The sequence below is a fragment of the Tahibacter harae genome, from assembly GCF_024437735.1.
Taxonomy (GTDB): Bacteria; Pseudomonadota; Gammaproteobacteria; order Xanthomonadales; family Rhodanobacteraceae; genus Tahibacter; species Tahibacter harae.
Window position 1 is genome coordinate 1 of record NZ_JANFQO010000018.1, and the last position, 23108, is coordinate 23108.

Annotated in this window: 17 protein-coding genes; 10 read left to right on the forward strand and 7 right to left on the reverse strand. The window is 68.8% G+C overall.

Annotated features, from left to right (window positions below; translation table 11 throughout):
• Positions 1-188: 188 nt before the first annotated feature.
• On the reverse strand, positions 189-2804 hold the full coding sequence (locus tag NM961_RS17470; RefSeq protein WP_255915699.1) for a fibronectin type III domain-containing protein: 2616 nt from the start codon (positions 2802-2804) through the stop codon (positions 189-191).
• Positions 2805-3502: 698 nt separating this feature from the next.
• Between NM961_RS17470 and NM961_RS17475 the strand changes: the two genes are divergently transcribed.
• From NM961_RS17475 to NM961_RS17495, 5 genes are all read left to right on the forward strand, one after another.
• On the forward strand, positions 3503-5311 hold the full coding sequence (locus tag NM961_RS17475; protein WP_439334227.1) for an assimilatory sulfite reductase (NADPH) flavoprotein subunit: 1809 nt from the start codon (positions 3503-3505) through the stop codon (positions 5309-5311).
• A 1-nt stretch (position 5312) separates the two neighbouring features.
• Entirely contained in the window at positions 5313-7001 is a 1689-nt protein-coding gene (cysI, locus tag NM961_RS17480; RefSeq protein ID WP_255915701.1) for an assimilatory sulfite reductase (NADPH) hemoprotein subunit, read from the forward strand.
• Positions 6998-7720: a phosphoadenylyl-sulfate reductase gene (locus NM961_RS17485; RefSeq protein ID WP_255915702.1), complete on the forward strand. Its 723-nt coding sequence runs from the start codon at positions 6998-7000 to the stop codon at positions 7718-7720. The genes cysI and NM961_RS17485 overlap by 4 nt, the downstream gene beginning before the upstream one ends.
• Before the next feature lie 173 nt (positions 7721-7893).
• Entirely contained in the window at positions 7894-9648 is a 1755-nt protein-coding gene (locus NM961_RS17490; protein WP_255915703.1) for a bifunctional sulfate adenylyltransferase/adenylylsulfate kinase, read from the forward strand.
• Positions 9649-10175: 527 nt separating this feature from the next.
• Positions 10176-10775, forward strand: coding sequence for a DUF4124 domain-containing protein (locus NM961_RS17495; RefSeq protein WP_255915704.1), 600 nt, complete (start codon positions 10176-10178; stop codon positions 10773-10775).
• 53 nt (positions 10776-10828) lie between these two features.
• Here NM961_RS17495 and NM961_RS17500 read toward each other — a convergent pair whose 3' ends face one another.
• Entirely contained in the window at positions 10829-11218 is a 390-nt protein-coding gene (locus tag NM961_RS17500) for a hypothetical protein (RefSeq protein ID WP_255915705.1), read from the reverse strand.
• Positions 11211-14549: an nSTAND1 domain-containing NTPase gene (locus NM961_RS17505; protein WP_255915706.1), complete on the reverse strand. Its 3339-nt coding sequence runs from the start codon at positions 14547-14549 to the stop codon at positions 11211-11213. The genes NM961_RS17500 and NM961_RS17505 overlap by 8 nt, the downstream gene beginning before the upstream one ends.
• Positions 14550-14842: 293 nt before the next feature.
• On the opposite strand from NM961_RS17505, the gene NM961_RS17510 reads away from it, so the two are divergent.
• The 3 genes from NM961_RS17510 to NM961_RS17520 all read left to right on the forward strand — a co-directional run bounded on the left by NM961_RS17510 (position 14843) and on the right by NM961_RS17520 (position 16877).
• Positions 14843-15538: a hypothetical protein gene (locus NM961_RS17510; protein WP_255915707.1), complete on the forward strand. Its 696-nt coding sequence runs from the start codon at positions 14843-14845 to the stop codon at positions 15536-15538.
• Positions 15539-15599: 61 nt separating this feature from the next.
• A complete protein-coding gene (locus NM961_RS17515) occupies positions 15600-16112 on the forward strand; it encodes a hypothetical protein (protein ID WP_255915708.1) in 513 nt (170 codons plus the stop codon).
• Positions 16113-16169: 57 nt separating this feature from the next.
• Positions 16170-16877 (forward strand): hypothetical protein, encoded by a 708-nt coding sequence (locus NM961_RS17520; protein ID WP_255915709.1) that lies wholly within the window; start codon positions 16170-16172, stop codon positions 16875-16877.
• Here NM961_RS17520 and NM961_RS17525 read toward each other — a convergent pair.
• Positions 16817-17542 (reverse strand): winged helix-turn-helix domain-containing protein, encoded by a 726-nt coding sequence (locus tag NM961_RS17525; protein WP_255915710.1) that lies wholly within the window; start codon positions 17540-17542, stop codon positions 16817-16819. The genes NM961_RS17520 and NM961_RS17525 overlap by 61 nt on opposite strands.
• Positions 17543-17952: 410 nt before the next feature.
• On the opposite strand from NM961_RS17525, the gene NM961_RS17530 reads away from it, so the two are divergent.
• Positions 17953-20445, forward strand: coding sequence for a TonB-dependent receptor plug domain-containing protein (locus NM961_RS17530; protein WP_255915711.1), 2493 nt, complete (start codon positions 17953-17955; stop codon positions 20443-20445).
• A 724-nt stretch (positions 20446-21169) separates the two neighbouring features.
• Positions 21170-21613, forward strand: a complete 444-nt coding sequence (locus tag NM961_RS17535) for a hypothetical protein (RefSeq protein WP_255915712.1) — start codon at positions 21170-21172, stop codon at positions 21611-21613.
• Between the two features lie 160 nt (positions 21614-21773).
• On the opposite strand, the gene NM961_RS17540 is transcribed toward NM961_RS17535, so the two are convergent.
• From NM961_RS17540 to NM961_RS17550, 3 genes are read right to left on the reverse strand one after another with little or no spacing between them, the layout of a single operon-like run.
• On the reverse strand, positions 21774-22049 hold the full coding sequence (locus tag NM961_RS17540; protein WP_255915713.1) for a hypothetical protein: 276 nt from the start codon (positions 22047-22049) through the stop codon (positions 21774-21776).
• Positions 22050-22081: 32 nt separating this feature from the next.
• Positions 22082-22315, reverse strand: a complete 234-nt coding sequence (locus NM961_RS17545; protein ID WP_255915714.1) for a hypothetical protein — start codon at positions 22313-22315, stop codon at positions 22082-22084.
• A 60-nt stretch (positions 22316-22375) separates the two neighbouring features.
• Positions 22376-22879: a hypothetical protein gene (locus NM961_RS17550; protein ID WP_255915715.1), complete on the reverse strand. Its 504-nt coding sequence runs from the start codon at positions 22877-22879 to the stop codon at positions 22376-22378.
• Positions 22880-23108 lie beyond the last annotated feature (229 nt).

Here is a 23108-nt window from a genome sequence, read left to right on the forward strand (position 1 = left end):
CAGCTGAGTCATACAATCGCCACTGGCCACGGCCGGCCTCGATTTGTTGCCTAGACACCAGCAAGTCTGCCGGGTCGGCCGTGTGCCACCCACTCAGTTGGGCGAAGAACCAAAAAAAAGCCGCCCTGCCATTGCAGGGCGGCCCGGTCAAAGTGCAGGCCCGGCCGCGGAACGGCCGGGCCGCCGCGTCAGCGGACCACGGCCTCGAAGCCGTTCCTGAAGATCTGGTCCGGCAGGCCCGAGGTACAGGCCGTACCGTAGAACAGACGCACGTCATCCAGCCAGAAGCCGGTGCGCGCAAGCGAGGTATCGCTCTTGAAGCGGAAGCGGAACTTGGCGCTGGTGCCCGCGAAGGCGGACAGATCGACGCTGGAGCGGATCCAGGCCGTGTTGAAATCGCCGTGCCAGGCGGTGCGCGCACCGAACGCGCCGTTGGCGTTCATCGCGCCGTTGTAGCCGCCGCTGAGGAAGCGGTTGGCATTGGCCGGGACCGCGCCCTGGGCGTCGAGGATGTCGGTCCAGGTGGTGCCGCCGTCCAGCGAGTACTCCAGCAAGGTGCCGTCGTAGCCGGCCTCGGTGAAGTAGCGGATGTAGAACTCCAGCGTGGTGTCCGGCGCGTTCGGCACGGTGATCGCATTGTTCAAGGTCAGGAAGCGCTCGCTGACATTGTTCGGATCCGGCACGAAGAACGAGCTGGTCGGCGAATTCGCCTGGGTGGTCACCACCGCCCAGTTGGCGCCGACGCTGCCGGTGCCGGTCGCAGTCCAGTTGACCAGGCCGGCTTCGGCGTTGTCGCTGAACACGTTGCTGTCGGGACCGGACGGCGTAGCGCTCTTGCGTTCCGTATTGGCGTCTTCCAGGCCGGCCGCGCACAGGCCCGCGCCGCTGCCGTCGGAGCTTTCCGCGTGCACGATGTACTGGTACGCATTGCCGCCGCCGACCGTCGTGTCGGTGAAGCTGGTGCCTGTGACGCAGCTCTGCACCAGGGTGGCCGCCGACGGGGTGAAGCCCGGCGTGGTCGAGCGGTAGACGTTGTAGCGCACGGTGCCGCCGCCGCCGCAGTTGGGGGTGGCCGCCGACCAGCTCAGGTTGACCGAGCAGGCGGCAGCGCCGGCGTTGGTCGCACTGGCAAGGCCGGCGAACGTCGGCGGCAGCGTGCAGGCGCCGGTGGCGGTCGCGCTGGAACAGGTGCTCTGGGCCGAATCGCAGGGCTGTACGGTGTCGCGCGAGCTGACCTTGTAGCTATAGGTCGTACCGCCGGAAACCGTGCTGTCGACATAGCTGGTGCCCGAGGTCACTTCGGCGATCTGCGTATAGGCCGAGCCCGGGCAGGCGCCGATGGAGCGGAAGACGCGGTAGGTGGTGATGCCCGACACCGCGGTCCAGTTCACCGTGATGGCGTTGGGCGCGGTCGCCGTGGCGGTCACGTTGGTGGGTTCGGCCGGCGCGGTGCATTCGCCGCGGCCGTCGATGAAGTCCGGATTGGCGCCGCCCGGGTCGAGGTAGCTCTTGACCGCGGTCGTCGGCGTGCCCAGGCCGTCCCAGGCATGGGCGAGCTTGCCGTAGAAATCGGACAGGTCGGCACCGGTGGCGCCGCAGGCGGACGGACCGCCCGAGAGCACACCGATCAGGCGCTGGCTGGCGTTGTACAGCGGCGAGCCGGAGGAACCAGGCTCGGTCACGCTGGGCGGAACCGTAGAGCCGGCCGGGAAGTTCGGCAGCAGCGGCGGCGTCGGATCCCAGAACGGATGCCAGTGCACGCCCGCAGCGCCGGAGATATCGCCGGTCTGCATGGTGGCTTCGACGAAGGTGATGCGCTTTTCGTCGACGCCCGGGTGATGGATGGACGCGCACAAGCCTACGGTCGAGGCCGGATCCGACGGATTGGTGCAGACCGGATCGACATTGCGGCGGTCCCAGCCGGCCCAGTACAGATTGAAGGCCGGATTGGCCGGCTGCAGGAACTCCAGCAAGGTGAAGTCGGAACGGTTGCCGGCCGGCGCCGAGCCCGAGAACGGGTTCGCCGTCTGGGCGAGGAAGCGCACGCCGGTGCTGGTGGTGGACGGACGCGGCACGACCTGGCCGCTGGCGCTGGAACCCGGACGGCGGCAGGTGGCCGATTCATAGTTCCAGTACGCCACCAGGGTGGCGCCGATCGAGTCGCTGCTGACGCCGCAATGGGTCGCGGTGGCGAACAGCATGCGCTTGTCGTTGGCGGTGTTGTTCACCAGCGAACCGGTACAGGTATCCGTGCCGCCGACGGTATAGGCCGCGACCGCGCGGCGCGGGTTGTTCCAGGGGTCGCCGGCGCTGAGGCAGGCCACGTCGGTGTTGCAGGCGCCGGACTTGCAGTGCTTGGCGGTGGCGCCGAAACCGCGATAGCCGTGGCCGATGCGCACGATGCCGAACTTCAGCGCAGCCATCTGGGCGGCCGGTACGGTCAGCTTGATGATGGCCGAATCGCCCTTGAGCACCGGGGTCCAGAATGCATCGGCCGGGTTGTTTTCGCTGGCCGTGTACGGTCCCAGCTTGCCCAGCCCTTCCTGCCTGGACAGGATCAGCAGGCTGGCGCCGTCGGGCAGGTGGAAGGGCTGGAAGCCGAAGTTCAGGTGCGCCGCGTCCGGCGTATCCACTTCAAAGGTCCAGGTGTTATTGCCGTCGGCATCGACTTCCCAGGTGCCGTGGGCGGCGGTGTTGATGGATACATCGTGCGGTATGGCAAAACGGTATTTGCCGATGCCTTTCACATCGCCTAACTGGTCTTCCTGAGCGACCCTGTCCATGTCCAGGGCGTCGAAAGTCATCTTGGTTTTGTCCGCCGACAACCCGGCGGCGCCTGCGTGGCCCCACGCAATCGCCAGCACCAGGCCGGCACTCAATACTTTGCGCACAGTCTTTACTCCTTAGCGGTTGACTTGCGTCACCGTCCCCCTGAAGTAACTCGCACGGTGCGTCCAGCGGATGGGTCTGGACTTGCTTGCCGACGCGCTCGGCACCCCTGCAACGAGGCGTTCGGCCCGGGGATTATGGATAGGGAAACGCGCGGAGTATTTCCGGCTGGAGGCGTGTTTTTTCTACGCCCGCCGGCCTATCGCAAAGCACGGAAACTAGTCTTTCGGACGGGCGCAGCGGCCCAACGGGAAAACCACAAGGGGAAAAGTGAGCACAGTTTCACAAATAGGAAACGGCCGTGCCCGTTGCACGCATCCCAATCCCGGATCACCAATCCCGACAATAAAAAAACCCGCCGCAGCGGACTGCGGCGGGTTCCCTCCCGGCAGACTCTTGGGCCTGCGCCCGCGCATTGTCGCCGGCACGGCGCCGCGGTCACGCCGCGCTGCAGCAGGCTGGCGGGCCCGACAGGGTTTGCGGGCCGCCGCGGCGGGCACATATCCCCCCGGCATAACCGAATAACCCCCCATCCTTTCCTGGCCGCCATGGGCGCGCCTAGCATGCCTGATTACAGGGCGTTTAGACGTCCAAACGACTCAGGATGACGCCCATGTCCGCGACCCCCGCCCTGCCCCTGATCCCGCTGCCCGAAAGCAAGGCCGGCGAGCTTTCCCGCCTGGTGGAAGGCCTGGACGCCAGCGCCCTGTGGTGGTTGTCCGGCTATGCCGCCGGCCTCGCCAGCCAGCCCGGCGGCGTGGCCCGGGCCGTGTCCGCGGCGCTGGCCCGGGAACCGGTCAACCTGCCGCGCCTGAGCGTGGTCTACGGCAGCCAGACCGGCAATGCCAAGCGCCTGGCCGAGCAGTTCGCCAGGACGGCCGAGACCGCCGGCCTGCAGGTGCGCCTGCTGCGCGCCGACGCCTACCCCACCCGCGAACTCAAGAACGAGCGCCTGCTGGTCGTGGTCATCAGCACCCAGGGCGACGGCGATCCGCCGGACGACGCCCGCGGCTTCGTCGAATTCGTGCTCGGCAAGCGCGCGCCGCAGCTGGCCGAACTCAAGTTCGGCGTGCTCGGCCTGGGCGACAGCAGCTATCCCAAGTTCTGCGAGATCGGCCGCCTGCTGGACGAACGCCTGGCCGAGCTGGGCGCCAGCCGCCTGCTCGACCGCGCCGAGGCCGACGTGGATTTCGACCGCGTCGCCAGGCCCTGGGCCGAGCGCGCCCTGCAGGTCGCGCGCGAACAGCTCAAGGCGCATGCGCCCCTGGCCACGGTCACGCCGCTGCGCCCGGCCGCGGCCGCCGCCGGCTGGACCCGCGAGAAGCCGTTCAGCGCCGAAGTCATCGCCAACCAGCGCCTGACCGGCCGCGGCAGCGACAAGGACATCCGCCATATCGAGCTGTCGCTGGAAGGCGCCAGCCTGCACTACGAACCCGGCGATGCGCTGGGCCTGTGGCCGCGCAATCCGCCGGCCCTGGTCGACGCGGTGCTGGAGACCCTGCAGCTGGACGGCAATGCGCCGGTCAGCGTGGACGAACTCACCCAGCCGCTGCGCCTGTGGCTGAGCGAACACCGCGAACTGACCCGCCTCTCGCGCCCGCTGCTGGCCCAGCACGCCGCCCTGGCCGGCAGTGCGGATCTGAACCGCCTGCTGTCGCCCGAGCATTCCGCCCAGCTGCAGAAAATCCTCGCCGACTACCAGATCATCGACCTGCTGCGCAGCTGGCCGGCATCCTGGTCGGCCGAGGAACTCGTCGCCGCGCTGCGCCCGCTGACGCCGCGGCTGTATTCCATCGCCTCCAGCCGCAGCGTGGTCGGCGACGAAGCCCACCTCACCGTCGCCCATGTCGCCTACGAGGCTTTCGGCAGCACCCACTGGGGCGCAGCCTCGCACTACCTGGCCAGCCGCGAGGAAGCCGCGCGCGTGCCGGTGTTCATCGAGCACAACGAGCGTTTCCGCCTGCCGCGCGACAGCTCCCGCGACGTGATCATGATTGGCCCCGGCACCGGCGTGGCGCCGTTCCGCGGCTTCGTGCAGGAACGCGCCGCCACCGGCGCGGCCGGCCGCAACTGGCTGCTGTTCGGCAACCCGCATTTCCGCAGCGATTTCCTCTACCAGACCGAATGGCAGGAGGCGCTGAAGAAAGGCAGCCTGAATCGCCTCGATCTCGCCTTCTCGCGCGACCAGGCGGAAAAAATCTACGTGCAGCACCGCCTGGCCGAACACGGCGCTGAGCTGTATCGCTGGCTGGAGAACGGCGCCCACCTCTACGTCTGCGGCGACGCCACGCGCATGGCCAGGGATGTGCACGAAGCCCTGATCGAAGTTGCCGTCAGCCACGGCGGCAAGAGCCGCGAGGACGCGGTCGAGTATGTGAACCAGTTGCAGCAGCAGGGCCGCTACGCCCGGGACGTGTATTGAGATGAGTGCCACCCTTTCCGCCAACGAGAAGCTCAAGGCAGACAGCAATCTGCTGCGCGGCACGCTCAAGCAAAGCCTGGCCGACGCCCACACCGGCAGCCTGCGCGAAAACGACCAGGTACTGCTCAAGTTCCACGGCAGCTACCAGCAGGACGACCGCGACCTGCGCGAGGAACGCCGCCTGCAGAAGCTGGAGCCCGACTACAGTTTCATGATCCGCACGCGCACGCCCGGCGGCGTCGCCACGCCGCAGCAGTGGCTGCAGCTGGACGCCATCGCCACGCGCTACGCCACCGGCGGGCTGCGCCTCACCACGCGCCAGGCCTTCCAGTTCCACGGCGTGATAAAGCGCGAGCTGAAGGCCACGCTGGCAGCGATCAACGCCAGCCTGATCGACACCATCGCCGCCTGCGGCGACGTCAACCGCAACGTGCTGTCGGCGGCCAATCCGCTGCTGTCGCCGGTGCACGGCGTGGTCTACGAACAGGCCAAGGCACTGTCGGCGTATTTCCTGCCCAAGACCCGCGCCTATTACGAAATCTGGCTGGACGAGGAACAGGTCGCCGGCACGCCGGAGGAGGAAACCATCTACGGTGCGACCTACCTGCCGCGCAAGTTCAAGACCGCCTTCGCCGTGCCGCCGCTCAACGACGTGGACGTGTTCGCCAACGATCTGGGCTTCATCGCCATCATCGAGAACGGCGCCGTAGCCGGCTACAACGTCACGGCCGGCGGCGGCCTGGGCGCCACCCACGGCGATGCCAACACCTATCCGCGCCTGGCCGACGTGCTCGGCTTCGTCACGCCAGACGAAGTCATCGCCGTGGCCGAAGCGGTGCTGACCACCCAGCGCGACTGGGGCAACCGCAGCGACCGCAAGCGCTCGCGCCTGAAATACACCATCGACGACCGCGGCCTGGATGCGTTCAAGGCCGAAGTGGAACGCCGCCTGGGCCATGCCCTCGCGCCGGCACGGGAATTCCATTTCGACCACAACGGCGACCGCTTCGGCTGGGTGCAGGGCCAGGACGGCGACTGGCACCTGACTCTGCGCATCGAAGCCGGCCGCGTGCTGGACCGCGGCCCGCGCCGCCTGCTCAGCGGCCTGCGCGAGATCGCGCGCATCCATGTGGGCGATTTCCGCCTGACCGGCAACCAGAACCTCGTCATCGCGCGCGTACCGCCGGCGCTCAAGCCGCGCATCGACGCCCTGGTCGAGGAATACGGCCTGGATCTCTACCGCAGCGCCAGGCCGCTGCACCTGGCCGCGCTGGCCTGCGTCGCGCTGCCGACCTGCGCGCTGGCCATGGCCGAGGCCGAACGCTATCTGCCCGAACTGGTGGAAAAGCTGGAACAGCGCCTGGCCGCGCACGGCCTGCTGGATGCGCCCATCCACCTGCGCATCTCCGGCTGCCCCAACGGCTGCTCGCGGCCCTACCTGGGCGAGATCGCCCTGGTCGGCAAGGCGCCGGGCCGCTACAACCTGATGCTGGGCGCCGACCACCGCGGCCAGCGCCTGAACCGCCTGCACAAAGAAAACATTGCAGAAATGGAAATCCTGGAAACAGTGGACGCGCTGTTCGGCCGCTACGCCGCCGAGCGCGAGGCCGAGGAACGGTTCGGCGATTTCCTGGTGCGCAGCGGCATCGTCGCCGCCAAGCCGGGCATCGCCCTGGAGGTAAGGACATGAGCTTTCCCGATCTGCTGAGCGCCGCCGAAGACGCCCGCGCCCTGGCCGAACTCAATCAGAAACTGGAAGCGCTGCCGGCCGAGGAGCGCGTGGCCTGGGCCCTGGCCACGCTGCCGCAGAGCCGCGCCCTGTCCTCCTCCTTCGGCGCCCAGTCGGCGGCTTCGCTGCACCTCATCACGCGCCAGACGCCGGATATCCCGGTCATCCTGATCGACACCGGCTACCTGTTCCCGGAAACCTACCGCTTTGCGGACGAGCTGGCCCAGCGCCTGCAGCTCAACCTCAAGGTCTACCGCCCGAACATCAGCCGCGCCTGGATGGAGGCGCGCCACGGCAAGCTGTGGGAAAAGGGCGTGGAAGGCATCGACCAGTACAACGCCCTGCGCAAGGTCGAGCCCATGCGCCGCGCGCTGGACGACCTGGCCGTGCGCACCTGGTTCGCCGGCCTGCGCCGCGCCCAGGCGCGCACGCGCAGCGAGGCCCAGGTGCTGGAACTGCGCAACGGCCGCTGGAAGTTCCAGCCGCTGGTGGACTGGAGCGATCGCGATATCTACGTCTACCTGCAGCGCTACGACCTGCCCTACCACCCGCTGTGGGACGAAGGCTATGTCTCCATCGGCGACACCCACACCACCGCGCGCTGGGAAGCCGGCATGAACGAGGAAGACACGCGCTTTTTCGGCCTGAAGCGGGAGTGCGGCATCCATGTCGACATCTGAACGCGCCCGCCAGCTCGCGCTGGCGCGATGTTGCCGCAACGCCTGATTCACGGCGGCGCAACGCGCCGCCGCCCGCAGGTTCCAGCGGCCCCGCGCCGCCCATCTCCCCAGATCAGGCACCGGCCGCCGCCGGCGCCACGGGCGAACCCCGCGCCCGCACAAGGAAAACACCCATGTCCACCAATACCGCCACCGCCCTGGACAGCGTCTACCAGGACAGCCTCAATCCGCCGCACGGCGGCGAGCTGAAGGAACTCTACCTGCCCGCCGAACAGGCCGAGGCGCTCAAGCAGCACAGCGCCACCTTGCCCGGCTGGGACCTGAGCCAGCGCCAGCTGTGCGACCTGGAGCTGCTGCTCAACGGCGCGTTCTCGCCGCTGACCGGCTTCCTCACCCGCCGCGACTACGACCGCGTCGTGCGCGAGCTGCGCCTGGCCGACGGTACGCTGTGGCCCATCCCGATCACGCTGGACGTGAGCGAGGCCTTCGCCGCGTCCATCCAGGTCGGCAGCGACATCGCCCTGCGCGACGTGCAGGGCGTGCCGCTGGCCGTGCTCACGGTGGAAGACATCTACTTCCCGGACAAGCTGGTCGAGGCGCGCGAAGTCTTCGGCACCACCGACGTCACCCATCCCGGCGTGGCCGACCTGCTCCAGCGCAGCAACCCGGTCTACCTCGGCGGCACCCTGCGCGGCATACAGCCGCCGCAGCACTATGACTTCGCCGAGCTGCGCGACACGCCGCGCAGCCTGCGCGAAACCTTCGCGCGCCAGGGCTGGAGCACCATCGTCGCGTTCCAGACGCGCAATCCCATGCACCGCGCCCACCGCGAGCTGACCCTGCGCGCGGCCGAGCAGGTCGGCGCCAAGCTGCTGATCCAGCCGGTGGTCGGCCGCACCAAGCCCGGCGACGTGGATCACTTCACCCGCGTGCGCTGCTACCGCGCCCTGCTCAAGCACTATCCGAAGAACGATGCCGCGCTGTCGCTGCTGCCGCTGGCCATGCGCATGGGCGGCCCGCGCGAAGCCGTGTGGCACGCCATCATCCGCAAGAATTACGGCGCCTCGCATTTCATCATCGGCCGCGACCATGCCGGCCCGGGCAACGATGCCAGCGGCAAGCCGTTCTACGATCCCTTCGCTGCGCAGGAACTGCTCGCGCGCCACCAGCAGGAAATCGGCATCCGCGTAGTGCCGTTCCCGGCCATGGTCTACGTCGCCAACCGCGACACCTACGTACCTTCCACCGAAGTGCGCAAGGATGACGTAGTGCAGGATATCTCCGGCACCGAACTGCGCCGGCGCCTGGTCACCGGCGAGGAAATCCCGGCCTGGTTCACCTTCCCCGAAGTGGTCGACATCCTGCGCGAACGCTATCCGGCCGGCGCGCGCAAGGGCGTGGCCCTGCTGTTCACCGGACTTTCCGGCTCGGGCAAGTCGACCCTGGCCGAAGCGGTGATCGCCAAGCTGCTGGAGCGCTCCAGCCGTTCCATCACCCTGCTCGACGGCGACGAGGTGCGCAAGAACCTTTCCAAGGGCCTGGGCTTCTCGCGCGAGGACCGCATCGCCAATGTCACGCGCATAGGCTGGGTGGCCAGCGAGATCGTGCGCCACGGCGGCATCGCGATCTGCGCGCCGATTGCACCGTACGCGGAGACCCGCGCCGAAATCCGCCGCCTGGTCGAGCAGCACGGCGCCTTCGTGGAAATCCACGTATCCACGCCGATCGAAGTCTGCGAAAGCCGCGACCGCAAGGGCCTCTACGCCCAGGCCCGCGCCGGCAAGATCCCGCAGTTCACCGGCGTCAGCGATCCGTACGAGGCGCCGGTGTCGCCCGAACTCGCCTTCGACACCAGCAGCGCCGACGCGGGGCAGCTGGCGAATCAGGTGCTGGCATTCCTGCGCAATCGGGGACTGCTGGAGAATTGAGGCGTTGGCGGGCAGGCCGCGAGTCGCGGCCTGCGGCTTGAAGAATCGAGGCGCGAAGAGCGCGGATAAGCCGGATGGCTTGTCCGCGCTTTTTTGCTTGGGATGGCCTTGTAGGGCAGGCGCGGCAGCTGCGATTGACCTGGACGTGCGTGTCCCGCAGATCGCGACCTTTGCCTGCGATGCGCTGTGTATTGCATCGCACGGTTTCGCTCATGACAGCGTGTACTCGCCTGCCCAGTGGGCGCAGCTCGCCTGATGCCCGGTAAATCGGCTTGTGCGCGAACAGCGGCTGGCCACTCGCCTATCCGTTTTTCGGGCAGTGTCCGGCCCGTAGCGGGCGAATCCGTTCTGCGCGCCGACCAGGCTGACAACCGGAACACCGTGCTCGCAACCATCTGCTGCAGGCGAGCCTGCGCAAGCGCGCAGCCTCACGCCGGAAGATTCCCAGGCCGATCCCGGCCTGATACGCAGGCGCGGCTGCAGCGCCGGACCTAGCCTGGAGGCAACTCCCCTGCGGAATCGCCGCCATGCTTCGTCTGCTGCTTGTCACCGCCCTTGTCCTCGCCTTCGCTGGCCTCGCCGCGCCGGTCACCGCGGCAACCGTGTACAAATGCACGGATGGCGAAGGGAACATCGCCTACCAGAACACGTTCTGCGCCACCCACGAAAACGCGCGCGTGATGCGCTTCGCGCCTGCGCCCAAACCCGGCAGTGCGGCGCCTGTGGCCGAGAGCCGTACCGGCAAGAGCAAGGCCCGCGGCAAGCCAGCCGGCAACCGCGGCAGGGCCGCATCCCGCGCCTCCCGTTCCCGGGGCCAGCGCGCAACCGCCGCGGCCGCACCGGCCGAAGATCAATCCTGGGAATGCCGCCTGGGCAACGGCGAAGTGTTCTACCAGCACGCGCCCTGCCCCGGCGGCGCCTACGCCAGCCACGACGAAACCCATTCAGCCACCCGCGGCCGCCGCAAGAGCGGCCTGCAACTGACACCTGTCTCATCCAAACCCATCTCCCGCGCCGAAGCCTGCCGCCGCATACACGCCCCCAGCGCCAGCAGCCGTCCAGGGCACGAGCGCGACGAGGACGTCAGCACGTATGAACGGAATCTGGGGAGGGATCCGTGCCGGTAGGGCCGGGGTTGGGAGTCGGGAGTCCGCTCTGGACTTGAATCCCGACTCCCAGCTCAACCCCCGCCACCCGTGGCATGCGGCGGCGGCCTGCAGATCACCTGCGGATCACAGACGATCAGCTCGCCGGTCTTCTCGTCGCGCAGTATCAGTCCCACCTGGATGATGTAGGGCAGGCTGTTGTCCACCACGACTTCCACCGAGCGGGAGAAGTTAGTGATCGTCGGCGTGCCGAGCTGGCCGCGGGCGTCGCTGCTGACCAGGCTCTCGATGATGATTTCCTGCGGCGTGTCCGGCGACAGCGTGATCGTGAGCAGGGTCTTGGCTTCCTGCACCAGGATGGAATCTGTGGAGAAATCGAAGAAGTAGCGTCCGCGGCCGGCGTTGCCGCCGAAATTGACCCGGGCCAGGGTCAGGCTCACGGGCAGGTTGATCAGGTTAGTCATGCAAGTCTCCAGGGAAAGGATGCCGCTCGATGAAGCGCAGATAGTCCGGATGGCGATAGCCGGCCGTCTGCAAGGTCTGGCGCAGGATGAGCGCCGCCGGGGTGTCGCCTTCCAGGCGCGCGGCGCGCAGGCGCAGATCCAGCGCGACGGCATCGCCGGACTGCTGCGCGGCGTCCAGCAGCTGGCGCGCCTGGGCGGCGTAGCCGTCGCTGTCCGATCCCTGCCGCGCCGTGAGTTCGGCCCGCGCCAGCAGTGCCTGCAACAGCACCTGCGCGGCCAGCGCATCGGCCGGCGAGCGGCGCAGCTGCGCGATCATGGCCTCCAGCTGCCGCGCCGCAGTATCCGGCGGCGGCGGCGCCAGCCGCAGCAGGCGCAGCTGCACCAGCTGCTGCAACACGGGCAGGTCGGCCGCACCGGCTTCGTCGGCAAGCAGGGCGGCCAGGCGCGTGCCGGCGCTGCGCACACAGTCGGCAGCCTGTGCGGGATCGATCGATTCCAGCGCCAGTCCGGCCTGCAGCCCCGCCACCACCGTGTCGCGCGCCCATTCGCGGTTGGCCGGATCGGCCTCGGCCAGCCGGCGCAGCGCGTCGCGCGCATGCAGCAGCAGCTGGGTAGCCTGTAACGTTTCGCCGCGCGCCAGCAGCACGCGCGCCAGATGCTGGCGCGCCAGCGCCTCGCGATGCAGCCAGCGGCTGTCCTCGGGGCTGCGCGCGCGCAGTTCGCCCAGGGTCTGCAGCGCGTGCTGATAGTGCTGCTGGGCCGCGGCAAGCTGCAGCGCGGCTTCTTCTACGCGGCCCTGCCAGGTCAGGCTGTCGGCCAGATCGGCGGCAACGCCGTCGTCGGCCGGCTGCGCCGTGCGCACGCGCTGCTTGAGCGCGGCCGATTCGCCGAAGCGGCCGCGTGCGGCCTCCAGGCGCCGTGCGTCGAAATCCAGGGTGGCCAGGTTGTTCAGCGCGTAGGAAAGTTCCAATTGCGCTTTTGCATCGCCCAGGCGCAGTTCCACCAGGCGCTGGGCCGCGGCGTGATAGCGCAGCCAGTAGCGTTCAGCCGCCGCCGCGTCGCCCTGCTGGTAGGCCACCTGACCGCACCAGAACGCGGCATTGCCCAGCTCCAGCCAGGCGTCGGAATTGTCCGGCTCGCGCAGCAGCAGGCGTTCGGCCAGCTCCAGCGCATGGGCGAAGGCATCCAGCGCGGCGGCTTCACCGCGGGCGAAGCGGATCTCGCCAATCTGGCGCGAAGCGCGTATGCGCAGCAGTTGAGTCGAGGCGCTGCCGCTGTCCTCGGGCAGCTCCACCAGATAGCGCAGGGCCTCGTTGCCGACCGAATCGAGCACGTCCAGCTTGCCCAGTGCGCGCAGGCGCTCGGCCAAGTCGCCGAGCATGTAGCCGACCAGGCCCTCGGCCTGCACCCGGCGCCGGTCCGCCTCGACCTGGGCCAGCCTCGCCAGCACGCCCAGGATGCTGGCCGCGGCGGCAAGCAGCAGCACCATGGCCAGGCCGAACAGGTTGCGCCGGCGCTGGCGCCGCCAGCGCTGCGCGGATTCCTCGACAAACTGGTGCGTGGTCGCATCCAGCGGCGGCCGGGCCTGGGCCGACAGCTCGCGCGCGTCGTCGAGCTGGCTGCCGGCCGGCAGCAGGAAATCGCGCCGGCGGCCTTCCTCGTTCCAGCGCCGGCAGGCGTAGTCCAGCCGTGCGCGGGTCAGGAACAGGCGCCGGTTGCCGGCGATCCAGTCGCGCGCCCGCGGCCAGTTGCGGAACAGCGATTCATGCGCCGCAGCGATGCCCGCTACACCGGCCGCGCGCGCGGCGACGAACAGGCGCTGCTCGACGAAGGCCTGGGCCAGCTGGCGCAGCGGCGCCTCCTGCAGCTCGCTCCAGGCAACATGGCGCCCGACCGGCGCCAGATCGTCCCCGGCCAGCACCACCATGGCGCGCAGCAGTGCCGGCAGCTGTTGCTGCGCGGCCGCGGGCAGCGCGGCGAAGGTCTGCTCGGCGCGCTGCGCCAGCGCGCCTTCCAGCCCGCCGATGGCGCGGTAGGCGGCGAAGGTCAGCGTGCCGCCGCTGCGCTGCTGGTAGATCTCCTGCAGCGCGTGCTGCAGCAGCGGCAGCGGCTGCGGCTGGCGCACCGCGTCGTCGCGCAGCACATCGTCCAGGCGCGCCGACGTGGTCAGGTCTATGTCGAAGCGCAGTCCCGCCGCCAGCGCCGGCGCACGGATGATCTGCGCGATCTCGCCGGCATTGAGCAGGGGCAGGTCCAGGCTGCCGCCGTCGTCCTTGAGCGCGACCAGGGCCGGTACGGCGACCAGACGCGGATAGAAGTCGTCGCGGCAGGCCGCCACGGCCACGATGTGTCCGCCGCGCAGCAGGCCGGCCAGGGCCTGGAACAGACGCTGCGGCTGGGGCGAATCCGGCCCGGCGGCGAGCAGGAACTGCTCCAGCTGATCCAGCAGCAGCAGCGCCGCATGGCGCAGGCCGGCGGCGCGACGGCGCGACAGGCGTTCGCCCAGGCGCGCGGCCAGCGCGGCCGGGTCCTGCGCCAGCGCGGCCAGCACGTAGTCGCGTTCGCCGGGCAGGAACAGCGCCTCGTCGCCGTCCTGCCAGGCCAGCAGCGCATCGGCCAGGGCGACATGGGCGTCCAGCGCCGCACGCACGCCGTCCACTTCTGCACAAGCCAGCACACGACAGCCGTCGAAGCCGCCGGGCTGGCACAGCAGCGGCAGCACGCCGGCGCGCAGCAGCGAACTCTTGCCGCCGCCGCTGGGGCCCAGCACCAGCAGGAAGGCGCGTTCCTCGTTGAGGCGGCGGCGCAGCGCATGCAGCACCTCGGCCTGGGCGCGCGCGCGGCCGAAGAACACGTCGCGATGGCTGGCCTCGTAGGCGCCCAGGCCGACATAGGGGGAGCCCTGGGTCCAGCGCGCAGTCGCCGCGCCGGCGCGGCGGGGAAAATCCTGCGGGAACGTGACATCGGCGACCAGGCGGTAGCCGCGCTTGCGCACCGTGGCGATGTAGCGCGGCTCGGTCGCGCTGTCGCCCAGCGCGCGGCGCAGCTGGGCGATGCTCTTGTGCACCGGATTATCGCCGTAGAACGTGCCGCGCCAGCATTCGATCAGCAGCTGCTCGGTGCTGACCACTTCGCCGCCGTATTCGCTGAGCACCACCAGCACTTCCATCAGGCGCGGCTCGACCGCGCTGCGGCGGCCGTCGCGCTCCAGCGCGCAGGCGGCGGGATCGACCAGCCAGTCGCCGACGCGGAAACGCAGGCCGGCGGCCGTGCCGGCGGCGTTCATCGCCGTGGCGCGCGCGGCGGCGACAGAACCCGTGGATCGCAGCACAGTTTCACCAGACTTCTCCGCACGGAACTCCCGGAGCCAGGCCGGGCAGGCCGCTGTTCGAGCTTTCAGGCCCGGCGCCGCGCCACTTATGTAACCGTAGCCAATGCGGCAAGCGCGCCAACCGCACTATGTTACATGCTGCAACCGTTCCTTGTAGACAAGGGTAATTGGCGCAACAGCAGCTGCGTATCGTTGCTCCTGCGCCACGGCAGCGGCAGCAACGCCCTGCGGCGGCGCATCCGTCAAGCCGCGGCCGTCCCGTCCGGCCCATTCCTACCCTGAGGAGCAAGACCATGCCCGACTATCGCCTGCAACTGCTGATCGACCCCGCCGATCTCAACGTCATCCGCGCCGCCGGTCAGCGCATCACCCTGGCCAAGCCGGTGAATTCCGATTCCTCGCCCAACGTGGTGTGGCTGTCGATCGATCCGTTCCAGAGCACCGAAGTGCAGTGGGCCGAGGAATACGGCATCTACGCCTCGACCACGGCGGTGCAGCAGGGCGCGTCCATCACCAAGCTGTCGGAGACCGGCGTGCCGGCCCAGGATGGCGCGACCTATTCCTTCACCGCGGGCGCCACGTTCAACGGCCCGTTCGGCGGCGGCGTGCCGCGCGGCACTTACGGCGCGCAGAACGACATGCCCAACAGCAACTATCCGATGCTGACCTTCGGCCTGACCCAGTCGGCGCTGATCAACCAGAAGCCGGTCGAGCGCAAGCCCATCTCCGCCACGCCGGTGCTGGCCACGCAGTTCGCCAGCATGACGCCGTTCACCTCGGTCTATATCTGGCTGCAGTCGCAGTTCGCCAGCGAGACCATCATCACCAAGATCGTCGGCCGCACCTCCAAGGCGCGCTTCGGCGGCGGCGTCACCGACCTGTCGCTGAAGTACGACGCCGGCCTCGGCGTGTTCGTGCCGGTCAGCGCCGCCGGCAAGGCGGTCAAGGCCGATCACGACAGCGTCGAGATCTCCGCGCCGCAGTTCTGAGCCCGCGCGGCGCGCCGCCCCGGCGGCGGCGCGCCGTTCCATCGCCAGCGAGGAATCCATCATGCTGAAGAATCTCCGCTTCCGCCGCGCCGCACTGCCGGCGCTGCTGCTGACCGCCGGCGCCGCCAGCGCCCAGGTGCCCGTCTGCGACGCGCTGACCCTGTACGGCAATGCCGCCAACAGCGGCCTGTGCACGTCGCTGAGTCCGACTACGCAGAATCTCTGGGTCTGCGCCATGACCACCGGCGTCACCGACGTGCACACCACGTTCAACGCCGCCACGGCCTTCCACATCACGGTGCGCATCAATCCGGCGCCGCCGAACTGCGAAGGCAATTCCTACCTCACCGGCAACTGGCCCGGCGGCCTGGCGAGACAGGCGGGACAGCCGGCCGTCGTCTGCGGCGTGAACATCGACAACTACGTCGCCCGTCTCAATGCTGTTCCGCAGGTGCCGCCGGGCGGTACGACGAACTGCCGCGCAGGCTTCCTCGCCGCGGGCGCGGCGGGACGCATCTCGCAGGCGACCATGCAGTCGTACCTCAACACCTGCGCTGCGCAGGCCTGTCCGTAAACCAGGTCCGTGCCCGGGCCGCAGGGCCCGGGTGCGGCGCCGTGCCCGGGCCACGCCATGACCGACTACACGCTCACCCTGCAGATCAGCAGCGCCGACCTGCCCACGCTGCAGGCCGCCGGCCAGCAGATCGTGCTGGTGCGCAAGCTGGCGGATGCAGGCCAGACCGTGGCCTGGGCGGTGCTGCCGCTGGCGCTGAACCGGCGCGTGGGCTGGAACGACAGCTACACGCTGTACGCCTCGAACACACCGAACCTGATCGGCAACATCATCGTCGTCGCGGCGCAGGCCGGCGCGACGTTCCAGTGCGACTACAGCCTGTCGGTCAGCGGCTTCCAGGGTCCCGTGCCGGATCCGGCGCTGGGCCCGGCCACGGTGCAGATCGTCAACACGGTGCCGGCCGGCAGCAGCGCTTCGATGCTGCTGGGCCTGGCCCAGTGCTACGGCCTGGACGGCGGCGCCAGCGGCAGTGTCCAGCCGCTCAACGCGCAGACCGTGCCGGCGCAGCAGATCGCCCGCTTCAGTGCGGCGCAGCAGGTATGGGTCTACCTCGCCAGCGGCTGCGCCACCGGCATGATCGTGCCGCCGCCGCTCAGCACCACGACCGCGAGCGCCAAGCAGGTCTTCAGCACCGCCCTGCTACTGAGCTTCAGCGCTGCCGCGGCCAGCCAGACGGCGCTGTACAGCGCCACCCTGGGCCGCTTCTACGTGCCCGGCGCCACGCCGGCTGCCGAGTCGGACGCCACATCGCAGTCCAGGCGATAGCCCAGGCCGCGCTCCGCCGCGATCACGCTGCGCGCGGGCCCCAGCTTGCGCCGCAGCCGCGCGACCACGACGTCGATGCTGCGCGCGGTGGCCTGCTCCGCATCCGCATGCACCGCAGTAAGCAGGCGCGACCGGCTCAGCAGCTTGCGCGGCGCTGCCGCCAGCGCGCGCAGCAGGGCGCATTCGCCGCGGGTCAGGCGCTGCTCGCCGCTGTCGGGCGCTATCAGCCGGTGTTGCGCCGGCAGGAAGCGCCAGCCGGCGAAACGATAGCCCAGGCCGCCCTCGTGCCGCCGCGCCGCGGCGACGCGGCGCTGGAAGCCGCGGATGCGCGCCAGCAGCTCGCGCGGCTGCAGCGGCAGGGCGAGTACGTCGTCGGCGCCCATTTCCAGCGCGAGGATGCGGTCCAGCGTCTCGCCGCCGGCATCGGCCACGATCAGCGCCGCCGCGGTCTGCTGGCGCAGCAGGCGCAATTCCTCCAGCGGATCGGCGCCGCAGGCGCGCAGGTCCAGCACAATGACGTCGGCGCTGGCGCGCTCCAGGCGCCGGCGCAGGTCGCCCAGCCCGGCAGCGGTGCTGACCCGGTAGCCGCGCGCGACCAGATAGCTGGCGACGCTGCGGCGGGAGTGGGTATCGGCATCCAGGGTGAGTACGTGCCAGGTGTCCATGCGCCTGCTCCGGTCGGTTGCAGGCCGGCGGGCTGCCGGCCGTTGCGTCTGGCCTGCAAACTAGCCCGCGGCACCGCCGCCGCGCCTTACCGCAGCCTTACCCTGCGGCGGCGGCAATAAATCCATAAATACAAAGATTTGCGCAAAGCTTACGGAAACCCTACGGAGCCCGCGGCGCGGCGCGGGAGAAGTCGCCGGGACGGCCGCCGGACATATCCGTCCGCCTTCCGGACTGTGACCTTATAGCCAAAAGCATCTATCCACGACTGTACACAGGCCCGCCGAATCCGCGACACTCGCGCCGCGTCTACACGCACCCGCGGGGGCGGGGGGAATTTTTCGCATAGCCACACATCGGTGCGCCGCACCGGTGCGCGGTGCCGTGCCAAATTTGCACTGGGAGTCCTGCAATGAACGTATCCGTCAAAGGCCGCGCGCTGCGCCGCGCCGCGCTGTATCTAGCCCTGACCGCCGGCCTGACGGCCCTGCCGGTCCATGCCCAGAAAAACACCGCTGATGCCGACAAGCTGGAGACGGTCAACGTCGTCTCCACCGGCACCCGCGCCGGCAACCGCTCCGACACCGACACCGCCGCGCCGGTGGACGTGATCGGCCGCGAGGCGATCGAGGCCACCGGCGCGATCGAGACCGGCAAGCTGCTGCAGAAGCTGGCGCCGTCGTTCAACTTTCCGACCAGCTTCGTCAGCGACGGCACCGACCTGATCTGGCCGGCCACGCTGCGCGGGCTGGGCCCGGACCAGGTGCTGGTGCTGGTCAACGGCAAGCGCCGCCACCAGCAGGCCCTGGTCAACGTGCAGCAGTCGATAGGCCGCGGCTCGGCCGGTACCGACATCAACTCCATTCCCATCGCCGCGATCGAGCGCATCGAAGTGCTGCGCGACGGCGCCTCGGCCCAGTACGGCTCCGATGCGATCGCCGGCGTAATCAACATCATCCTGAAGGACCAGACCGATCACACCGACCTGAGCCTGGAGATCGGCGAGACCTACGCCGGCGACGGCGACCAGTACCGCGGCGCGATCAACACCGGCTTCAAATTCGGCGACGAGGGCTTCCTCAACCTGACCGTGGACTACATGAAGCGCCTGGAAACCAACCGCGCCGGCCCCGACAGCCTGCGCGTGGATCCGCCGCGGGTGACCCAGCGCCTGGGCGAAGCCGACATGGAAGGCGCGCAGCTGTGGATCAATGCGGGAGTTCCGCTGGGCGGCGGCGAGCTCTACGCCTTCGGCGGCGTGTCCCGACGCGAAGGCAATTCCTCCGGCTTCTTCCGCCCGGCCGGCGACGGCCGCACCATCCCGCAGCTGTATCCCAATGGCTTCCTGCCCACCCTGATCACCGAAACCGACGACCGCTCCCTGGCCGTGGGCTACCGCCACGACATCAGCGACGCCTGGAAGCTGGATTTCAGCGTCAACCGCGGCTGGAACCAGTTCGAGTTCAAGTCCGAGAACAGCGCCAACGTCAGCTATTACTACGAGCCCAAGCCCGGCGGCGGCATCTACGGCGAGACGCCGACCTCGGCCAAGGACGGCACGCTGCGCTTCAAGCAGACCACGGCCAATATCGACCTCCGCGGCGACGTGGACTGGGGCATAGGCGCCGAGCCGCTGTACCTCGCCTTCGGTGCGGAATGGCGCCGCGACGGCTACCAGATCATCGCCGGCGACCCGGTCTCCTATCAGTACGGCCGCACCAACGACGGCGGCATCGAGATCATCAACGGCGCTGGCGGCATCGCCGCGGCCGGCATCCAGGGCTTCCCCGGCTTCACCCCGGGCACCGAGATCGACGCCAGCCGCCGCAGCATCGGCGTCTATGTCGACGCCGAATCCTATGTGACGCAGAACTTCCTCGTCGGTGCCGCGGCGCGCTTCGAGGACTACAGCGACTTCGGCACCAATACCACCGGCAAGCTCAGCCTGCGCTACAACTTCACCGACACCTTCAGCCTGCGCGGCACGGTGTCCAAAGGCTTCCGCGCACCCAGCGTGCAGCAGCAGTTCTTCAGCCAGGTTTCCACCAACCTCAACGCCGACGGCGTGCTGACCGACACCATTACCGCGCGCCAGGGCAGTCCGGTGGCGCGCGCGTTCGGCATCAAGCCGCTGCAGGAAGAGTCCTCGGACAACTACTCGCTGGGCTTCGTGTGGAAACCGAGCACCGAGTTCTCGCTGACCGCCGACCTGTACCAGATCAACATTGACGACCGCATCGTGTTCTCCAGCGCGATCGGCCCCGAACCCGGCAGCGAGGACTGCACCGACGCAGCCGTCTGCCCCATCGCCCTGCTGCTGCGGCCGCTCAACGTCGGCCAGGCGACGTTCTTCACCAACGCCATCGACACCAAGACCCGCGGCATCGACATCGTCGGCGAATACTCCACCGAACTGGCCAGCGGCGCACGCCTGGGCTTCTCCGCCGCGCTGGACTTCAACAAGACCGAGGTGCTGCGCATCAACTCGCCGTCCTCGTTCCTGCCGTCCTCGACCCTGTTCGCGCGCGAGCAGATCACCCTGATCGAGGAAGGCCAGCCGCGCCAGCGCGCCACCCTGGGCACCAACTACCACAGCGGCCCCTGGCATACCGACCTCGCCTTCAATTACTACGGCTCCGTCGCCGGCGAAGGCTTCACTCCGGGGCTGAAGCAGAAATGGGGCGGCAAGTGGCTGACCGATCTCTCGGTCAGCTACAACTTCACCGACGACCTGCGCCTGACCGTCGGCGGCAACAACATCTTCGACGTGTATCCGGACCGCTGGAAATCCAATGGCCCGGGCGAGAACCCGTTCCCCTACCTCGGCTTCAAATACGGCTGGGAAACGCTGCCGTTCGGACTCAACGGTGGTTATTACTACGCGCGGATGAATTACCGGTTCTGAGGTCGGGATTCGGGATTCGGGATTCGCAGGGAATGTGCGGCGGAATCCGGAGTTTCCGGCAAGTGAAATTTGTCGGATTTCTTCGAGAAAAAGCGGAAAGCTCCCTCTCCCCCAAGCTCGCTTGGGGGAGAGGGCCGGGGTGAGGGGGCAACGATCAACGCGCCTCGCCGTTTGGATTTTCACCAAAACCTTCAACACGCAAAGAACACCGCGAAAACCGAAGTTCTTCGCAAACCGAAGCGCCGCCCCCTCACCCACCCCTCTTCCCCAAGCGCATAAACGCGCTTGGGGAAGAGGGCTTTCCGGCGCTGCATACTCGCCACGCCAACCCGGCCGTTCCTCTCCAGGCCGCACAGCCTGCCTACCGTCGAGCCGCTTCAAACCGTACCGCTCACATACGCCAGGGCCGACCTTTCCAAGCCCTCTCAGCCCGCTGCCTCACCACCTCACGGCCCTCCCCCAACTCCCCGCGCATTCCCGGCCGCCCGCGTTCCCTCCGCCAACCCCCTGCATCCCGCGCCCATCCGCCCCCGTACCCGATCCGCCGCCGCTCGCGCCCGTTCATCTTGCGGCAACGTAATCCCCGTTCAGCTGCGCTAGAGTGCGCCCCGTGCCGTGTCTGAGCACGGTCCTGCGGCGGATGGGGATGTTCGCTGGACGGCCGCCGCAACGTTGTTGCTTCATCGCCGGTGTCCGGCGATGCCATCGTACTGAGGAGATATCGATGATCCGTATTGCTCGCCCGCTGCTCGTCGCCTGCGCCGTTCTCGCCCTGGCCGCCTGCGAAAAGCAGGCTGAACCGGCCAAGCCGGCTGCACCGGCCGCTCCGGCAACGGCCCCGGCCGCTGCGCCGGCCACCACCACCCCGCCGCCGGCCGCCCCGGCTGCTCCGGCCACCGAAACCCCGGCCGCCGCCGCGCCCGTCACCGCCGACAGCATCGGCGTGCCGGAATGCGACAACTACATCAGCAAGTACCTGGCCTGCGTTTCCGGCAAGGTTCCCGAAGCCTCGCGCGCCCAGCTCCAGGCCAGCCTGGACCAGATGCGCACCGCGTGGAAGCAGGCCGCCGCGACCGACGCCGGCAAGGCCAGCCTGGCCCAGGCCTGCAGCGCGGCGAACGACGCTGCCAAGCAGTCCATGACCGCGTTCGGCTGCACCGACTTCTGATAGTCGGCGCCCTCCGCAGAACAAAAACCCCGGCTCAGGCCGGGGTTTTTGTTTGCGCAACCTGCTCCGCCTCCATCGCTGTCCGCTACCGCCCGATGGCCGCGAGCGTGCCGGACCGTCTTCGGCCTGGCACCGATGCCGGCGGCGCCGGACGGCGGCCTCAGTCCAGCGCACGCCCCTTGAGCATCACCTGGCCGTGCTTCCAGGCCGCGTCCCACTGCGCTTCCGGCGCCTCGAAGAACATCAGGTGCAGACTGTCGGCGTTGTCGTCGGCGATGAGGAAATAGTGCACCAGGGCCGGATTGCCGTCCGCCAGCCTGATGCGCATGCCCAGGCCGTTGACGCCTTCGGCCAGCGGCCTGGCGAAGGAATCCAGCACCTCGTGCCGGTCCGCCGCCGCGGCGAGGAAATTCCTCGCATACTCGGTACTCGACACCTGGGCTTTGCCGCGAATGCCGGTCACGTAGTTCAGCGACAGGCCCGTGAGAATTTCCCGCCGGGCCCTATCGGCTCCTGGGTGATGAACAACGCCTGGGTACCGTTGCGCGATTCCGTTTTCACATGCCAGCCGTCGGGCTTGAGCAGGGCGATCTTGCCGGGCTTGAACTCCTGCCAGGAGTAGCCGGCCGGGGCATCCAGCGCCGCAGCCGCGGCGGACAACAGCAGCAGGAGCAGGAACAGGGCACAGCGCGACAGATTCATGGCAGGCTCCTCTACGGCGTCGCGGGATCGGGAACGCACAGCACCGGCAGGCACCGGCGGTCAGAACCAATCCGGCATTTCCGCCGCCGTCAACGCCGGAATATTGCCGATGGCCGCGACGTTACGGCGTACGTCGACCAGTTCGGGATCGGTGGCGAAGGCGAAGCAGTCGCGGCCGGCCAGCACCTTGTTCGCATCGCGGCAGCCGGCATTGATCGCCACGCGCACCTGGCTGAAGCGCCCGCCTTCGGCCAGATGCGCCTGCACCGCGTCGCATACGGCCGCGTCGAGGCGCAGCAGCAGCTCGGGCGTGGCGTAATGGGGAAATTCCTCGGGATTCCACAGTAACTGGAAATCCGAATCCGAACGCCGCCCGGCGCGGTATTTCTTCTCCACCGCGCGCGGCAGCACGCCGACGGCCAGCGGGAACAGCGTGCTGCTGCCCTCGTCATACACGAACACGATGCGGGCCGGATCCTGCGCCGCATGATGCTCGGCGCACTGCAGCGCGAAGGCGCCGACGGCTTCGCGGATCGCAGCGGACAAGGTGATCCATTCAGACATGAAAAGCACTCGCTGGGCATGGTCGCCGACGGGCGGAATCGTACACGCGAGTCGGGGCAAGGCGGGAGCGGGAAGCGCGGCGAATGCTGAATTCAGTCGGGCCCCGCCAGGTGCGGGCCGGTACCTGAAAGCTTCCCGGGCGGCGAGACCGTTCAATCCTGTTTCGGGCGGCGGCTGCGGCGTTGAGTTCGCGATGCGACGTATAGGCCGACGGCACGCGGGATTCTTC

Coding starts and splice junctions, on each gene's coding strand:
- NM961_RS17545 (WP_255915714.1), bottom strand. CDS start 22,315: ATGAATCTGTCGCGCTGTGCCCTGTTCCTGCTCCTGCTGCTGTTGTCC.
- NM961_RS17530 (WP_255915711.1), top strand. CDS start 17,953: ATGAACGTATCCGTCAAAGGCCGCGCGCTGCGCCGCGCCGCGCTGTAT.
- NM961_RS17515 (WP_255915708.1), top strand. CDS start 15,600: ATGCTGAAGAATCTCCGCTTCCGCCGCGCCGCACTGCCGGCGCTGCTG.
- NM961_RS17500 (WP_255915705.1), bottom strand. CDS start 11,218: ATGACTAACCTGATCAACCTGCCCGTGAGCCTGACCCTGGCCCGGGTC.
- NM961_RS17470 (WP_255915699.1), bottom strand. CDS start 2,804: ATGACTTTCGACGCCCTGGACATGGACAGGGTCGCTCAGGAAGACCAG.
- NM961_RS17510 (WP_255915707.1), top strand. CDS start 14,843: ATGCCCGACTATCGCCTGCAACTGCTGATCGACCCCGCCGATCTCAAC.
- NM961_RS17485 (WP_255915702.1), top strand. CDS start 6,998: ATGAGCTTTCCCGATCTGCTGAGCGCCGCCGAAGACGCCCGCGCCCTG.
- NM961_RS17550 (WP_255915715.1), bottom strand. CDS start 22,879: ATGTCTGAATGGATCACCTTGTCCGCTGCGATCCGCGAAGCCGTCGGC.
- NM961_RS17520 (WP_255915709.1), top strand. CDS start 16,170: ATGACCGACTACACGCTCACCCTGCAGATCAGCAGCGCCGACCTGCCC.
- NM961_RS17495 (WP_255915704.1), top strand. CDS start 10,176: ATGCTTCGTCTGCTGCTTGTCACCGCCCTTGTCCTCGCCTTCGCTGGC.
- cysI (WP_255915701.1), top strand. CDS start 5,313: ATGAGTGCCACCCTTTCCGCCAACGAGAAGCTCAAGGCAGACAGCAAT.
- NM961_RS17475 (WP_439334227.1), top strand. CDS start 3,503: ATGTCCGCGACCCCCGCCCTGCCCCTGATCCCGCTGCCCGAAAGCAAG.
- NM961_RS17525 (WP_255915710.1), bottom strand. CDS start 17,542: ATGGACACCTGGCACGTACTCACCCTGGATGCCGATACCCACTCCCGC.
- NM961_RS17490 (WP_255915703.1), top strand. CDS start 7,894: ATGTCCACCAATACCGCCACCGCCCTGGACAGCGTCTACCAGGACAGC.
- NM961_RS17535 (WP_255915712.1), top strand. CDS start 21,170: ATGATCCGTATTGCTCGCCCGCTGCTCGTCGCCTGCGCCGTTCTCGCC.